Annotated in this window: 16 protein-coding genes; 10 read left to right on the top strand and 6 right to left on the bottom strand. The window is 65.0% G+C overall.

The genetic code is table 11. From position 1 onward, the window contains the following. Nucleotides 1-18 precede the first annotated feature (18 nt). From lexA to ASC75_RS15160, 6 genes are all read right to left on the bottom strand, one after another. Nucleotides 19-735 carry a transcriptional repressor LexA gene (gene lexA / locus ASC75_RS15185; RefSeq protein ID WP_055977011.1) on the bottom strand — a complete coding sequence of 239 codons (717 nt, stop codon included), beginning with the start codon at nt 733-735 and terminating at the stop codon, nt 19-21. Between the two features lie 104 nt (nt 736-839). Continuing rightward, nucleotides 840-2045: a gephyrin-like molybdotransferase Glp gene (gene glp / locus ASC75_RS15180; RefSeq protein ID WP_055977008.1), complete on the bottom strand. Its 1206-nt coding sequence runs from the start codon at nt 2043-2045 to the stop codon at nt 840-842. A 2-nt stretch (nt 2046-2047) separates the two neighbouring features. Then, nucleotides 2048-2530 carry a cyclic pyranopterin monophosphate synthase MoaC gene (gene moaC / locus ASC75_RS15175; RefSeq protein ID WP_055977005.1) on the bottom strand — a complete coding sequence of 161 codons (483 nt, stop codon included), beginning with the start codon at nt 2528-2530 and terminating at the stop codon, nt 2048-2050. Between the two features lies 1 nt (nt 2531). Then, nucleotides 2532-3344 (bottom strand): indole-3-glycerol phosphate synthase TrpC, encoded by an 813-nt coding sequence (trpC, locus tag ASC75_RS15170; protein WP_055977002.1) that lies wholly within the window; start codon nt 3342-3344, stop codon nt 2532-2534. Nucleotides 3345-3348: 4 nt separating this feature from the next. Beyond that, a complete protein-coding gene (trpD, locus tag ASC75_RS15165) occupies nt 3349-4359 on the bottom strand; it encodes an anthranilate phosphoribosyltransferase (RefSeq protein ID WP_055977000.1) in 1011 nt (336 codons plus the stop codon). Beyond that, entirely contained in the window at nt 4356-6254 is a 1899-nt protein-coding gene (locus ASC75_RS15160) for a SurA N-terminal domain-containing protein (protein ID WP_055976997.1), read from the bottom strand. The genes trpD and ASC75_RS15160 overlap by 4 nt, the downstream gene beginning before the upstream one ends. Nucleotides 6255-6400: 146 nt before the next feature. Here ASC75_RS15160 and tpiA point away from each other — a divergent pair, with 146 nt between their 5' ends. The 10 genes from tpiA (at nt 6401) to eno (ending at nt 15690) form a co-directional block, all read left to right on the top strand. Continuing rightward, a complete protein-coding gene (gene tpiA / locus ASC75_RS15155; RefSeq protein WP_055976994.1) occupies nt 6401-7165 on the top strand; it encodes a triose-phosphate isomerase in 765 nt (254 codons plus the stop codon). Nucleotides 7166-7322: 157 nt separating this feature from the next. After that, nucleotides 7323-7802, top strand: a complete 480-nt coding sequence (gene secG / locus ASC75_RS15150) for a preprotein translocase subunit SecG (RefSeq protein ID WP_055976993.1) — start codon at nt 7323-7325, stop codon at nt 7800-7802. 216 nt (nt 7803-8018) lie between these two features. After that, on the top strand, nt 8019-9113 hold the full coding sequence (locus tag ASC75_RS15145; RefSeq protein ID WP_055976989.1) for a L,D-transpeptidase: 1095 nt from the start codon (nt 8019-8021) through the stop codon (nt 9111-9113). 150 nt (nt 9114-9263) lie between these two features. Further along, a complete protein-coding gene (locus ASC75_RS15140) occupies nt 9264-10901 on the top strand; it encodes a CTP synthase (protein WP_156381272.1) in 1638 nt (545 codons plus the stop codon). Between the two features lie 63 nt (nt 10902-10964). Continuing rightward, entirely contained in the window at nt 10965-11507 is a 543-nt protein-coding gene (locus ASC75_RS15135; RefSeq protein ID WP_055976986.1) for a DUF1697 domain-containing protein, read from the top strand. 48 nt (nt 11508-11555) lie between these two features. Further along, entirely contained in the window at nt 11556-12419 is an 864-nt protein-coding gene (locus ASC75_RS15130; protein WP_055976984.1) for a VOC family protein, read from the top strand. Beyond that, nucleotides 12416-13249: a 3-deoxy-8-phosphooctulonate synthase gene (gene kdsA, locus ASC75_RS15125; RefSeq protein WP_055976982.1), complete on the top strand. Its 834-nt coding sequence runs from the start codon at nt 12416-12418 to the stop codon at nt 13247-13249. The genes ASC75_RS15130 and kdsA overlap by 4 nt, the downstream gene beginning before the upstream one ends. 97 nt (nt 13250-13346) lie before the next feature. Continuing rightward, nucleotides 13347-13550 (top strand): dodecin family protein, encoded by a 204-nt coding sequence (locus tag ASC75_RS15120; RefSeq protein WP_055976979.1) that lies wholly within the window; start codon nt 13347-13349, stop codon nt 13548-13550. A gap of 88 nt (nt 13551-13638) precedes the next feature. Continuing rightward, the gene (locus ASC75_RS15115) at nt 13639-14004 is read left to right on the top strand and encodes a PRC-barrel domain-containing protein (RefSeq protein WP_055976976.1); all 366 of its coding nucleotides are present in this window, start codon (nt 13639-13641) and stop codon (nt 14002-14004) included. A gap of 411 nt (nt 14005-14415) precedes the next feature. After that, nucleotides 14416-15690: a phosphopyruvate hydratase gene (eno, locus tag ASC75_RS15110; RefSeq protein WP_055976973.1), complete on the top strand. Its 1275-nt coding sequence runs from the start codon at nt 14416-14418 to the stop codon at nt 15688-15690. Nucleotides 15691-15718 lie beyond the last annotated feature (28 nt).

The following is a 15718-nucleotide window of genomic DNA, read 5'->3' as shown; positions in this document are numbered from 1 at the left end:
CCAGGTTGCCTGCAGGGATTAGTACCGGCGGATCAGCCCGACGAGCTTGCCCTGAACCTTGACCCGGTCAGGTCCGAAGATGCGGGTTTCATAGGCCGGATTGGCGGCTTCCAGAGCGATCGAGGCGCCCTTGCGGCGGAAGCGCTTGAGCGTCGCTTCCTCGTCGTCGACCAGTGCAACGATGATCTCGCCGGGGTTGGCGATGTTGGAACTGCGGATAACCACCGTATCGCCATCGAAGATGCCGGCCTCGATCATCGAGTCGCCCTTGACCTCGAGGGCATAATGCTCGCCGCCCATGATCATGTCCGGCGGCACCGAAATGGAATGGGTCTTGTGCTGGATCGCGTCGATCGGCACGCCGGCGGCGATGCGCCCCATGACCGGGATGGTGACGGCAGCAGCGACATCGTCGTCATTGCCGGCCGAGAACGATCTCGATGGCTCCGGCTTGCGGCCAAGGCTGCCCTCGATGACGCTCGGCGAGAATTTTCGTGCCGCATTGAGGCCGGGTGCGATCGAATCGGGCAGTCGCAACACTTCCAGCGCGCGTGCCCGGTTGGGCAGGCGGCGGATGAAGCCACGTTCCTCGAGCGCGGTGATCAAGCGGTGGATGCCGGATTTGGAGGCGAGATCCAGCGCTTCCTTCATTTCGTCGAAGGATGGCGGAATGCCCGCTTCCTTCAACCGCTCATGAATGAACAGCAGAAGCTCGTGTTGCTTGCGCGTCAGCATGGTCACCCCCGAGGAATCAGAAGAAAAACAAACCCAGAACAAACACTATCTGTTCCAGTTGTGTTCCGCAACTGTTTATATTTCGTGAAGGGGGTTGGGTATGCTCAGCGCAGCATCAGCACGCGGCACGGGTTGCCACGTTCGGCAGCCGGTGCGAAGGGGGCGCGCATGATCGCGCAGTTGGCGTCCGCCAGCGTGCGCAGCATCGACGAATCCTGGATGGTGTAGGGCGTCACCACAAGGCCGTCGGCGGTTTCGCGCGCGAGGGCGCGGACGAAGTCCTGGCGCAGGTCGTTGGCGGTCATCGCGGCGTCGAGGATGCCAGTGCGAATGTCAGGCGAATAGGGCCGCCCGCCAAGAGTTGCCAGCAGCGGCTTGAGGAAGATGTGCGCGCAGATCAGGCTGGCGACGGGATTTCCGGGCAGTCCGATGCAGCGCGTCTTGCCGAGGCGGCCGAACATCAGCGGCTTGCCGGGGCGCATGGCGATCTTCCAGAAATCGAGATCCATGCCGAGCCCGGTCAGCACGCGGTGCACCAGGTCGTGGTCGCCGACGGACGCGCCGCCAAGCGTGACGATGACGTCCGCCTGCGCATCGAGCGCCTTGCCGACGAGGGTCGCGATCGCATCGGTGCGGTCCGGTGCGATGCCGAGGTCGAGCACGCGCGCGCCGACGGATTCGGCGATGGCGGCGACACCATAGGCGTTGGAGGCAATGATCTGGCCGGGGCCGGGGTTGCTGCCGGGCGGCAGAAGTTCGTCGCCGGTGGCGATGATCGCGATCAGCGGCGCCTTGGCGACCTGCAATTCGGGATGATTGGCCGCGGCAATGAGCGACAAGCCTGCCGGATCGAGCACGCGCCCGGCGTCGAGGATCAGGTCGCCCTGCCGGAAGTCCAGGCCCTTGGCGCGGATGTTGCGGCCCGGCGCCGTCGGCTCCACGACCTCGATCTCGCCATTGCCGAGGTCGCGCACGTTTTCCTGGATGACGACGGTGTCGGCGCCCTCGGGCACGGGAGCGCCGGTGAAGATGCGCACCGCCTGGCCTGGCGCCAGCGTTCCGGTGAACTGCCTGCCTGCCGGAGCCTCGCCGATGACCGACAGCCTTGCCGGCAGCGATGCTATGTCGTCGGCGCGCACGGCATAGCCATCCATTGCCGAGGCAGCGAAGGGAGGCTGCGTGCGCAAGGCGTGCAAGGGTGCGGCAAGGACACGGCCCGCCGCTTCCCGCAGGCCGACCGTTTCAGAACCGCTCGGTTGAGCGCCGTCGAGAAGGCGCGCCAGCGCTTCGGAGACTGGAAGCAAAGCCATGGCTATTCGCCTGCCTTGTAGTCGCCCGACTTGCCGCCGGTCTTCTCGACCAGGCGGATGCCGGAAATCACCATGCCGCGGTCGGCGGCCTTGGCCATGTCGTAGATGGTCAGGCAGGCTACGGAAGCCGCCGTCAGCGCTTCCATTTCGACGCCGGTCTTGCCGCTGACGCGGGCAAGGGCCGTGACGCGAAGGCCGGGCAGGGCCTCGTCGGGCTCGATCTCGACCGAAACCTTGGTCAACAGCAGCGGATGGCAGAGCGGGATGAGTTCGTGCGTGCGCTTGGCCGCCATGATGCCGGCAATGCGCGCGGTCCCCAGCACGTCGCCCTTCTTGGCATTGCCCGACAGGATCAGGGCAAGCGTTTCGGGACGCATCGCAATCGAGCCTTCGGCGATGGCCGTGCGCGTCGTCTCGGCCTTGTCGCCGACATCGACCATATTGGCTTCGCCGGATGCGCCGATGTGGGTGAGGGTGGCGGCCATGTCAGGCACCGGCCGTCTGCGGAATGCCTTCGAGCAACTCCCGCGTGGCGGCCGCCACGTCGGCCTGCCGCATCAGGCTTTCGCCGACGAGGAAGCTGCCGATGCCGGATTTTTCCAGGCGCAGGCAATCGTCATGCGTGAAGATGCCGCTTTCGCCGACAAGCAGCCGGTCCGTCGGCACCATGGGTGCCAGCCGTTCGGACGTGGTGAGACTGACCTCGAAGGTCCTGAGGTTGCGGTTGTTGACGCCGAGCAGGCGCGACGTGAGCTTCAGCGCGCGCTCGGTCTCTTGCCCGTCGTGCACCTCGACCAGTGCGTCCATGCCGAGTTCGAAGGCGGTGTCTTCGAGCCGGCGGGCATCGTCGTCGGACAGGCTTGCCATGATGATGAGGATGGCGTCGGCACCCCAGGCGCGGGCCTCGTACACTTGGTAGGGCTCGAACATGAAGTCCTTGCGCAGCGCCGGCAGGGCGCAGGCTTGGCGAGCAGCCATCAGGAATTCGGGCGCGCCCTGGAAGGACGGCGTGTCGGTCAGCACCGACAGGCAGGCGGCGCCGCCTTCGGCATAGGCCCGGGCCAATGACGGCGGGTCGAAGTCGGCGCGGATCAGGCCCTTGGACGGGCTCGCCTTCTTGATCTCGGCAATCAGGCCGAAGCGGCCGTCGCTGCGCTTTGCCTCTAGGGCGGCAAGGAAACCGCGCGGCGCGGCCACGTCGCGCGCCTTGGCCTTGACCTCGGCGAGCGGCAGCAATGTCTTGGCGGCGGCGATCTCGTCGCGCTTGTAGGCTTCGATTTGGCGCAGGATGTCGGCCATGTCTTTATCCGTTCGAGACGCCGACGAGGCGCTGGAGCACGGCGAGAGCACGACCGCTGTCGATCGCATCCGCCGCGAGCTTCACGCCTTCGCCGATGGTCGCCACCTTGTCGGCGACAACCAGGCCGGCACCGGCGTTCATCAGCACCGTGTCGCGATAGGCGCCTGCAGTGCCTTCGAGCACGCGGCGCAGGGCGGCCGCATTGTATGCGGAATCGCCGCCGCGCAGCTCTTCGCGGGTGTGCCTGGCGAGGCCGACCTGTTCGGGCGTCAGGGTGAAGGTGCTGATGGCGCCGTCGGCGAGTGCCGCGACATGGGTTTCGCCCGTCGTGGTGATCTCGTCATACCCGTCGCCATGGACGACCCAGGTCGACTTGGCGCCGAGCTCCTTCAGCGTCTCTGCAACCGGCACGATCCACTCGGGCGAGAACACGCCGACCAGCTGGCGGTCGACGCCGGCTGGATTGGAGAGCGGCCCGAGCAGGTTGAAGATCGTGCGGGTGCCGAGTTCGACGCGCGTTGCGCCGACATGCTTCATCGCCGGGTGATGGGCAGGCGCGAACATGAAGCCGACGCCGGCCTCGTGGATGCAGCGGCCGACCGCTTCGGGCGGCAGGTCGATGTTGACGCCGAGCGCGGTCAGGACGTCGGCGGCGCCCGTCAGCGAGGACAGGCCGCGGTTGCCGTGCTTGGCGACCGGCACGCCGGCGCCGGCGATGACGAAGGCCGAGGCGGTCGAGATGTTGACGCTGTGCGAGCCGTCGCCGCCGGTGCCGACGATGTCGATGGCGTCAGCCGGGGCGTCGACGCGAAGCATCTTGTCGCGCATGGTGGCGACGGCGCCGGAGATTTCGCTGACCGTCTCGCCGCGCACGCGCAACGCCATCAGGAAGCCGCCGATCTGCCCCGGCGTCGCTTCGCCCGACATGATGATGTCGAAGGCCTCGCGCGCTTCCTCGAAGGTGAGGGCGGTGCCGCTGGCGACCTTGGCGATGTGGGGCTTGAGTGCGCTCATTGCGGCGTCACTGCGATCGCGCGGGCGATCGCAGCCTGGTCGATGGTGGCCTTGTATTCGCCCTGCAGCTGCGCCACCAGCTGATCGAGCAGATCGTCGGACATGCCCGAAGCGAAGGTCTTCTGCGCGTCCTCGGGCACGGCGCTTGCGTCGGCGCCGGCCGGCTCGAACACTTCGACGACCTTGAACAGGATCTGGGCGTCGCCGGCCGGTGCTGCGATAACGCCGGTGCCGCCTTCGCCCATGGCAAACATCGCGGCAGCGCCCTCGCGGCCGAAATCGGCGTCGTCGGCTTCGCGCTTGAGGCCGCGCTTGGTCTGCTTCTCGAGCTTGAGCTCACCCGCGATCACGTCCATCGCGGCGCCATCCGTTAGGCGCTTTTCAAGTTCCGTGGCCTTGTCCCTGAGGCGCTTGGTCGCCTCGGCTGCGGTCCAGTCCGCCACGACCTTCTCCCGAACTTCGTCGAGGGCGCGGTCGCGGGCCGGCGTGATGCCGTCCACTTCGTAGAAAACGAAACCGTTGGTGCCGATGTTGAGCGGCGGGTTCTCGGTGGCGGCTTCGGCCTCGAACAGTGCCTGGATCAGGTTGCGCGAGTCGGGAAGCGTATTGACGACGGTGCCGTCGGGCAGCTGGCCGGCGCGGTCGATGGCTTCGATCGTCACCACCTTGAGCTTGAGCTTGTCGGCGGTGGCGCGCATCGACTCGCCGCCGGCGCGTGCATCCTCGTAGGAATCGTGCACGTCGAGCAGGATGCGGTTGGCCTCGGCAAGGGCGAGATCCTTGCGGATCTGATCCTTGACCTCGTCGAGCGACTTCACCGCTTCAGGCGCGATCTCGCTGACGCGGACCAGCACCGGTCCGAACGAACCCTGGACCACGTCGCTGACCTGGCTTGCCTGCAGCGCGAAAGCCGCCTCGGCAACGGCCTTGTCGGCAATGGTGTCCTTGGACAGCGTGCCGAGAGCGACGTCGGCGGCCGTCTTGCCCTGGTCGGCGACGATCTTGTCGAACGCGGTGCCGGCCTTGATCGCATCGGACGCAGCCTTGGCGGCGTCGGCGCTCGGGAACACCAGCTGGTCGATCTTGCGCGTTTCGGCTGTCGTGAAATGGGACTTGTTCTTGTCGTAGTCCTGGCGCACCTGCTCGTCGGTGATCGAGCCGAGATCCATGATGTCCTCGGGCTCGAGCTTGACGTAGCTCAGCTTGCGGTATTCGGGTGCGGCGTAGTTCTTCTTGTTTTCCTCGAACCATGCCTTGAGAACGTCGTCGGCAGGCGCCGCGATCGGTTCGACAAGCGATTTAGGCAGCGGCAGGTAATCGATGGTGCGGTCTTCGCCGCGATAGAGCGCGACGGCACGCAGGAAGGTGTCGGGAGCCTTCATCCCGTCGGAGATGGCCTCGACGATCTGCTGGCGGACCGCCACCTGGGCGCGGTTCTTCAGATAGTCTTCGGGGCGCATGCCGATCTGGCGCAGGATGTATTCGAAAGCCTGGCGGTCGAACTGGCCGCTGGCGTTCTGGAAGGCAGGATCGTCCCAGGTCAGCTGGGCGAGGCTGTCCTTGGACAGCCCCAGGCCGAGCTTGCGCGCCTGTTCGTCGAGCACGGCGCCGGCGACGAGCTGGGAGGCGACCTGGTTGTCGATGCCGAGGGCGGTGGCCTGCTCGCGGGTCAGGCGCTGGCCGAACTGCTGCGACATGACGTTGACCTGGCGATCGTAGGCGAGGCGGTATTCGACCCCCGAGACCGAGGTTCCACCGGCGGTGACGACCTTGTCGCCGCCGACGCCGCCGAGCATCGAGCCGGAAATGCCCCACACGGCGAAGCTTACGACGAGCAGCAGAAGCAGAAGCTTAGCTACCCAGGTTCCCGCAGCACTTCGCATCGTTTCGAGCATGTATCAGATCCCGTATACGCGCATTTTCACATGCGCCTGCATGAACGAAGCGCAATAGCGCCCTTCGCCGCCAGTGTCGATTGCTTTGTGGCTTGTTTTTGGTAGTGAGGTTGCCCCAGCGAACATCGATTTCGAGGAACAAGCACATGACGCCAGGAATTCGCCCACTCGTCGCAGGCAACTGGAAAATGAACGGCACCAGCGCCTCGCTCAACGAATTGCGCAGCATTGCCGGCGGCTTCATGACTGGCCTCGATGCCGAGACCGAGGCGCTGCTGTGCGTTCCGGCTACGCTTTTGTCGCGGGCTGCCGAAATCCTTCACCGCACGCCGGTCAAGGCCGGGGGGCAGGATTGCCACGCCAAGGAAACCGGTGCCCATACCGGCGACGTCTCGGCCGAGATGCTGAAGGACGCCGGCGCCAGCCACGTCATCGTCGGCCATTCCGAGCGGCGCACCGACCATGGCGAAAGCGACGTGGTCGTCCACGCCAAGGCGGAAGCCGCTTGGCGGGCAGGGCTCGTGGCCGTCATCTGCATCGGCGAGACCCATGCCGAACGCGAGGCAGGCGCCACGCTGTCGGTACTGTCGCGCCAGATCGACGGTTCCGTCCCGGGTACGGCCACGCCAGCCAATGCCGTCATCGCCTACGAACCCGTCTGGGCCATCGGGACCGGCTTGACGCCGACCGTTGCCGATGTCGCCGAAGCCCACGCGCATATTCGCGCGCGACTTGCCGAGAAGCTCGGCGAGGCGGCGGGCAAGATGCGCATTCTCTATGGCGGTTCGGTCAAGCCGTCCAATGCCGGCGAACTGCTGGCGGTTGCCAATGTCGACGGCGCGCTCGTCGGCGGTGCCAGCCTCAAGGCGGTGGACTTCCTCGGCATCGCCGAATCCTACCGCAAGCTCTGATTCAGCCCCGGGGCGGCCGTTGCAAAGGCAACGTGTCACCCCATATTCCGCGGGCGGGCTTGGAAATGCCTAGAAAGCATTGTATTGAGCCGCCTCCGGAATGCCGGGCGCTGCGGCGCGCGGCCAATCCCCGTCAGGAAAGATCTCAGGAAGCGCAATGGAAACCGTCGTTATCGTCATTCACCTGATGGTCGTGCTCGCCCTCGTCGGTGTGGTGCTCCTGCAGCGCTCGGAAGGTGGCGGCCTCGGCATCGGCGGCGGTTCGGGCTTCATGACGGCGCGTGGTGCTGCCAACGCGCTCACCCGCGCCACGGCAATCCTGGCGACGGTCTTCTTTGTCACGTCGCTGACGCTGTCGATCATCGCGCGCTACGGCGAGAAGCCGATCGACATCCTCGACCGCGCTCCGGCGACCCAAAGCGGCGCTCCGAGCGGCAGCGGCCAGGGCATTCTCGACCAGCTCGGCGGCTCGACTCCGGCGCCTGCACCGGCGGCACCTGCCTCGGGCACGACGGCTCCTGCGGCTCCGACCGCCGAACAGCCGGCAGCGCCTGCCGCACCGGCGGCTTCGGGCACCACCGAGCAGCCTGCTGCGGGCACGCCTGCTGCGCCTGCCACGCCGCAGGTTCCGAACTAAATCTGGCCTGCTTGCCGCAACCTGTTGTTGTTTGAACACAGTCGCGGCAAATGCAGCAATGATCACCTGAATTCGCACATCCAGCCGGGGGCGCCTCACTTGAGGCGTCTCCGGCTAATCGATTATAGCTTGGGCTGCGGCATATCGGCGGGGGCGCCTTGGGGCACCGCGCGTTGTCGCGCAAAGATTTGCGTTGAACGTTCGGGATCCTTCGCCATGCAGCTCCGCCGCATCCTACTTGCTGGAATTTGCGCCTCTCTCATGAGTTCGATGGCCTTTGCCGCCACTTCGGCCGGCACGGCTGTTCCGCCGCAGCCCGGGGCTGCGAGCGACATCGTCGCGGTCGCCGCCAAGAGCGATGCCGCCGAGCTTAAGCTGTTGAAGAAAAAGAAGAAGCCGACCGACGAGGACCTGGTCCGGATCAAGGACCTTGAGGCCAAGATCAAGGCCGACAGGGAAGTCGCGCGCCTGAAGATGCTCGAAGCCAAGAAGCTGGCGATGCGGGCGGCGGCCAAGGAAAAGGCCGAGAAGGCACGTGAGGTCGCCCGCCTCAAGAAGGCCGAGAAGGCGACCACCCAGGTCGCAGCGGCAGAGCCAGCGCCGAAGCGCAATCTCCAGCCGCTGGACGTCACCAAGCCGATCGAGCCGCTGACGCCCGACGCCATGGAAATCGCTGCCACCGGTAACAACGGTGAGTTGCGCAGCGAGAGCAAGGAGCGTCCGCGCCAGACCGGCCTGCTGGCGGGTATCTTCGGCGGCAGCGCGCCCCAGCAGTCGATGCTGCCGCAGACGCGCGCGCTCGACGCCGTGCTGCAGGCCAAGCAGGCCAAGAAGCAGTTCAAGGTGAAGTCCGATTTCGAGCCGCAGGAAGTGTCGTTCTCGGGCTATGAGCGCGGCCAGATCGTGGTCGATACCGGCTCCCGCTACCTTTATCTGATCGAATCATCCTCGACGGCGCGCCGCTATGCCATCGCGGTCGGCCGCGAGGGCCTGGAGTTCAAGGGCAAGGCCACCATCGGCGACAAGCAGGAATGGCCACGCTGGATTCCGACCAAGGACATGCAGGAGCGCGAGCCCAAGAAATACGGCCAGTACAAGGACGGCATGAACGGCGGGCCGGAAAATCCGCTCGGCGCGCGCGCCATCTACCTTTACCAGGGCAAGAAGGATACCCATATCCGTATCCATGGTACCAACCAGCCGCAGACGATCGGCACGAATTCTTCGAACGGTTGTTTCCGCATGGTCAACGACCATGTCATGGACCTCTACAACCGCGTGAAGATGGGCTCTGAAGTCATCGTCATGTAAGGCGTCCACAAGACGCTGATATCCGGGCCGGCCTGACCGCCGGCCTTTTTGTTTGCGTGTCTACTCGGCAGCAAGACTGAACAGCCAGATAGGGAAAAGTCCGACGCGGCGGATTTTTCTCTGGCGGAATCGATTTGGCCGCGTTAAGCGATGAATCCCATGGCGCGATATGTTTTCATTACCGGCGGCGTGGTCTCTTCCCTTGGAAAAGGCATAGCCGCAGCGGCCCTAGGGGCTCTTCTGCAGGCACGCGGATATCGCGTGCGCATCCGCAAACTCGATCCGTACCTCAATGTCGACCCGGGAACGATGTCGCCTTACCAGCATGGTGAGGTGTTCGTGACCGACGACGGCGCGGAAACCGACCTCGATCTCGGTCACTACGAGCGCTTCACCGGGCGTTCGGCGAACCAGAGCGACAACATCACCACCGGCCGCATCTACAAGAACATCATCGAACGCGAGCGGCGCGGCGACTATCTCGGTGCGACAGTGCAGGTCATTCCGCACGTCACCGACGAGATCAAGAACTTCATCCTCGACGGCAATGACGAGTACGACTTCGTACTCTGCGAGATCGGCGGCACCGTCGGCGACATCGAGGCGATGCCGTTCCTCGAGGCGATCCGCCAGCTTGGCAACGACCTTCCGCGCAACAACGCGGTCTACGTCCACCTGACCTTGATGCCCTACATTCCGACGGCGGGCGAGCTCAAGACCAAGCCGACCCAGCATTCGGTCAAGGAACTGCGCTCGATCGGCATCGCCCCGGACATCCTCCTGGTCCGCGCCGACCGCGACATTCCCAAGGAAGAGCGCCGCAAGCTGTCGCTGTTCTGCAACGTGCGCGAATCGGCGGTCATCCAGGCGCTCGACGTCGGCCACATCTACGACGTGCCGCTGGCCTACCATAAGGAAGGCCTGGATTCGGAAGTGCTGGCCGCCTTCGGCATCGACCCGGCGCCCAAGCCGCGTCTCGACGCCTGGCAGAACGTCTCGCAGCTGATCCACAATCCCGAAGGCGAAGTCACCATCGCCGTGGTCGGCAAGTACACCGGCCTCAAGGATGCCTACAAGTCGCTGATCGAGGCGCTGTCGCATGGCGGTCTCGCCAACAACGTCAAGGTCAAGCTCGACTGGATCGAGAGCGAGGTCTTCGAGAAGGAAGACCCGGCGCCGTTCCTGGAAAAGGTCCACGGCATCCTGGTGCCCGGCGGCTTCGGCGAGCGCGGCTCGGAAGGCAAGATCCTGGCGGCCAAGTTCGCCCGCGAGCGCAAGGTGCCGTATTTCGGCATCTGCTTCGGCATGCAGATGGCCTGCATCGAGGCGGCCCGTTCGTTGGCCGGCATCGACAATGCCTCGTCGACCGAGTTCGGTGCGACCAAGGAGCCGGTCGTCGGCCTGATGACCGAATGGCTCAAGGGCAACATGCTGGAGAAGCGCCGGGCCTCCGGCGACCTTGGCGGCACCATGCGCCTCGGCGCGTTCGACGCCAAGCTGTCCGAGGGCTCGAAGATCGCCGATATCTATGGCGACACCGACATCTCCGAGCGTCACCGCCACCGCTACGAGGTCAACATTGACTACAAGGACCGGCTCGAAGAGTGCGGCCTGGTCTTTGCCGGCATGTCGCCGGACGGCGTGCTGCCCGAGACGGTCGAATATCCCGACCATCCCTGGTTCATCGGCGTCCAGTACCATCCGGAGCTGAAGAGCCGCCCGCTGGAACCGCACCCGCTGTTCGCCAGCTTCATCGAAGCCGCGGTCGAACAGAGCCGGCTCGTCTGATTTTTCCATGCGCGCCGCCGTGAACTCGCCGGCGCGCAAATCTTTCCAGTGGCTGCACCGCGCATGACCACCTACGTCGCGCTTCTCTACAGCATCGTGCTCGGACCCGGCCGGCGCGTCGTCATGTCCGACCTGCGCGACATGGCCGTTGGCCTCGGCCTCGAAAACCCGCGCACGCTGGTTGCGACGGGAAACCTGGTCTTCGAGGCTGACAAGCCGATTCCCGACCTTGAACGCGACCTCGAGGCGGCGTTCGCCCAGAAGTTCGGCAAACATGTCGACATCATTGTCCGTGACGCCGGTGCCTGGAGCACACTGGTTGGCGCCAATCCGTTTCCTGAGGAGGCGGAGCGCGAGCCGGATCAGGTGGCGGTTCGGGTGATGCGTCAGCCGGTGGCACCTGACGTCATCGAGCGGCTTCGGTCCTATGTCGCCGCCGACGAGAAGCTGGCCGTCGTCAACGGCGACATCTGGCTGCATTTTTCGCGCAGCGCCGGCACGTCGCGGCTGCTCGGCGTGCTGACGCCCAAGCGGGCCGGCGGCATCGGCACATCACGCAACTGGAACACCGTGCGGCGCCTCGGCGACATGGTTTCCGGGCTTTGAGGCGCTTCGTCTTGCGAAAATCGCTGATTTGAGGCACAGCGCAGGCCGATGACCAAAACCCTCCAGAATGGGCCTCGGGCTCTCGACCATGTGGTCCTGCCGACCGCAAGCCTCGCCGTCGCTCGCGAGAGGCTGACCTCGCTCGGCTTCACGGTTGCGCCCCGGGGCATCCATCCTTTCGGCACCGTCAACTGCTGCATCTATCTGGCCGACGGTACCTTCCTCGAGCCATTGGCGTTGGGCGATGTCGTGGCTGCCGACCAGGCCGTTGCAGTTGGCAATGTGTTCGTGGCGCGCGACCGTTCGTTCCGCGCCGCCCACGGTGACGACGGCTTTTCCGCGGTCGTCTTCGCCTCAGAGGACGCCGACGCCGATCACCGTCGCTATGTCGAGGCGGGCGTGTCGGCCGGCCCGCGCCTCGATTTCTCGCGGCCTTTCGTCGATGCCGGCGGCCTCGCCGACGTCGCGTCGTTCCGGCTCGCCTTTGCCGCCGAGCCCTCGAATGCCGGCGATGCGTTCTTCTTCGCCTGTGAGCGCGCCAATGCGCCGAATGTCGACCGCAGCGCCCTGCAGGCCCATGCCAACGGCGCCAGCCGCGTGGTTGCCGTCGAGGCGCGGGCCGGCGATGCCGCTTCGGCCGCGGCCTTCCTGGCGATGGTCGCGCGCAGCGTTGCAGGCGTCGCCTCCGGCGGGGCCAAGGTTCCGCTCGCCAATGCCGATGTGATGGTCCGCGCCTCGGCCGGTCGCAAGCATATCCAGCTCGACGCCATCGTTTTCGCCGTCGGCGATCTCGCTGCGGCGAGAGCGCTTCTTGTACGCAACGGCATCGCGCACGATCTAAGCGGGCAAAGGCTGGTGATTCCGCCAGCGCCGGGGCAGGGTGCCGCCTTCATTTTCGAGGAAAAGTCATGACCAAGCCGAATGCAAATGTGACGGTCGGCAAGACCCTGTTCGCCAATGACGCGCCGCTGTCGCTGATCGCCGGTCCCTGCCAGTTCGAATCGCGCCAGCACGCCTTCGACATGGCCGGCAAGCTCAAGGAGCTGACGCAGAAGCTCGGCATCGGCTTCGTCTACAAGTCGAGCTTCGACAAGGCCAACCGCAGCTCGCTGTCGAGCACCCGCGGCGCCGGCCTCGACGCGGCGTTGCCTGCTTTCTCCGACCTGCGCAAGGAACTGGGCGTCACCGTGCTTACCGATGTCCACACCGAAGAGCAGTGCGCCATCGTCGGCGAAGTGGTCGACGTGCTGCAGATCCCTGCCTTCCTCAGCCGTCAGACCGACCTGCTCATCGCCGCGGCCAGGACCGGCAAAGTCGTCAACGTCAAGAAGGGCCAGTTCCTGGCGCCCTGGGACATGAAGAACGTCGTCGCCAAGGTCACGGGCTCGGGTAATCCCAACGTCCTCGTCACCGAGCGTGGCGCCTCCTTCGGCTACAACACGCTGGTCTCCGACATGCGTGCGCTGCCGATCATGGCCGACATCGGCGCGCCGGTGATCTTCGACGCCACCCATTCCGTGCAGCAGCCGGGCGGGCAGGGCGCGACGTCCGGCGGTGAGCGCCGCTTCGTCGAGACCCTGGCGCGTGCCGCCGTTGCCGTCGGCGTCGCCGGCGTGTTCATCGAGACGCATGAAGACCCCGACAATTCGACCTCGTCGGATGGCCCCAACATGGTCCCCTTCAAGGACATGCCGGCCCTGCTGGAAAGGCTCATGGCCTTCGACCGGGTCGCCAAGGGCTGACGCCCGGGCAACGGGCGCCTGCAACTCCTGCTTGAGCCGAGCTTGCGCCCGGCGTAGGCTTTCCTCCGTGACTGAGCGTATCGGCCGGAGGAATCCCATGTCTGTTGCCCGCGTTACGGAAATCACCTCATCGTCGACCAAGAGCTTTCAGGATGCGATCGAGCAGGGCATCTCCCGTGCGTCGATGACGCTGAAGAACGTCGAGGGCGCCTGGATCCAGGACCAGAAGGTGGTCGTCGAGAACGGCAAGATCACCGCCTATCGGGTCAACATGAAGGTGACCTTCATCCTCACAGACTGAGGATCGGCTGGCTCGGCGCGGAAAATTTGGAACCTCCGCTTCGGGGGACCGTTAGTCCTGCATCCACCAACCAACGAGGAGCAGGATCATGACGACTGTCACTGGTCATACCGAAGCCATTCCCGCGTCGCGGGTCATCGGCACCAAGGTCTACAACACCGCCGGCGAGAGCATCGGCTCGATCGAGGATGTCATGCTCGACAAGACGTCCAACGGCATCATGTTCGCCGTCATCGGCTTCGGCGGCTTCCTCGGCATCGGCGAGCGCTATCATGCCATTCCGTGGTCCACGCTGGACTATGACAAGAGCCGCGGCGGCTATGTCGTCCCGTTCTCCACCGAGCAGTTGAAGGCCGCTCCGTCCTATTCGGTCAACGAACTGACCGAGGACGATGGCCAGTCGGTGCGCGATGCCTCGTTCCAGCACTATCGCGTCGAGCCTTATTGGCATTGACACCGCGAAGCAAAAAAAGCCCCGCATATGCGGGGCTTTTTCGTTGATGCCGGCATCTACCTTGCCGTCGGAATGATCCGCACCTGCGACGTGCCCTGAGGGGGCGGTTGACTGTCGCATGAGGTCAGGAATGCTGCGGCGATGAAGAACAAACTCAGGATACCACTTAACTCGGACATGGCGAAACTCCCTCTGTTTCGCCCCGCGCGCGGATAGTTTACCCGAAAGTTTGGATGATGCCTGCCCGTTGGGATGAATTATCATGACAGCGTTTTGTCTAAAGTGAATCCGGCGGCTGACGCAGCGTGATATTTGGCCGCCCGCGATTGCCTTTTCCAGATCTTTGGCTAAGACGGGCGCGGAAATCCAACCGATCCTTTTCTTTGCGATCAGCTCCCGGGGATGCCTCACATGACAGCAATCATCGATATCGTCGGCCGCGAGATTCTCGACAGCCGCGGCAATCCCACCGTCGAGGTGGATGTGGTTCTCGAAGACGGCTCGATGGGCCGCGCAGCCGTTCCCTCCGGTGCGTCGACCGGCGCCCACGAGGCGATGGAACTGCGTGACGGCGGCCCGCGCTATCTCGGCAAGGGCGTCGAGCGCGCCGTCGAAGCCGTCAATGGCGAGCTGTTCGAGGCGATCGGCGGCATGGAAGCCGAGAACCAGATCCATATTGACCAGACGATGATCGAGCTGGACGGCACGCCCAACAAGAGCCGCCTCGGCGCCAACGCCATCCTCGGCGTGTCGCTCGCCGTCGCCAAGGCTGCTGCCGAGGCTTCCGGCCTGCCGCTCTATCGTTATGTCGGCGGCCCGAACGCCCGCGTGCTGCCGGTGCCGATGATGAACATCATCAATGGCGGCGCGCATGCCGACAACCCGATCGACTTCCAGGAGTTTATGATCATGCCGGTCGGCGCGCCTTCGCTGCGCGATGCCGTGCGCTGGGGCTCGGAAATCTTCCACACCCTGAAGAAGGGGCTGAAGGACGCCGGCCACAACACCAATGTCGGCGACGAGGGCGGTTTCGCGCCGAACCTCAAGAGCGCCCAGGCGGCACTCGATTTCGTCATGGCCTCGATCGAAAAGGCCGGCTTCAAGCCGGGCGAGGACGTGGCGCTGGCGCTCGACTGCGCCGCGACCGAGTTCTTCAAGGGCGGCAACTACGTCTATGAGGGCGAAAAGAAGACCCGCGATCCCAAGGCCCAGGCCAAGTACCTCGCCAAGCTTGCCGCCGACTACCCGATCATCTCGATCGAGGACGGCATGTCGGAAGACGACTGGGAAGGCTGGAAGTACCTGACCGAGCTGTGCGGCGACAAGGTGCAGCTGGTCGGCGACGACCTGTTCGTCACCAATTCGGCGCGCCTGCGCGACGGCATCAAGATGGGCGTCGCCAACTCGATCCTGGTCAAGGTCAACCAGATCGGCTCGCTGACCGAGACGCTCGACGCCGTCGAGACCGCGCACAAGGCCGCCTACACCGCCGTCATGTCGCACCGCTCGGGCGAGACCGAGGATTCGACCATCGCCGACCTCGCGGTTGCCACCAACTGCGGTCAGATCAAGACCGGCTCGCTGGCCCGTTCGGACCGTACCGCCAAGTACAACCAGCTGATCCGCATCGAGGAAGAGCTCGGCACCCAGGCACGCTTCGCCGGCAGGTCCATCCTGCGCGGCTGAGTGCTTCACGATTGACGAACTGAAGAAG

The organism is Aminobacter sp. DSM 101952 (assembly GCF_001424795.1).
Taxonomy (GTDB): Bacteria; Pseudomonadota; Alphaproteobacteria; order Rhizobiales; family Rhizobiaceae; genus Aminobacter; species Aminobacter aganoensis.
Note: the sequence above shows the minus strand (reverse complement) of the source record. Positions and strands in the feature narration are given on the sequence as shown.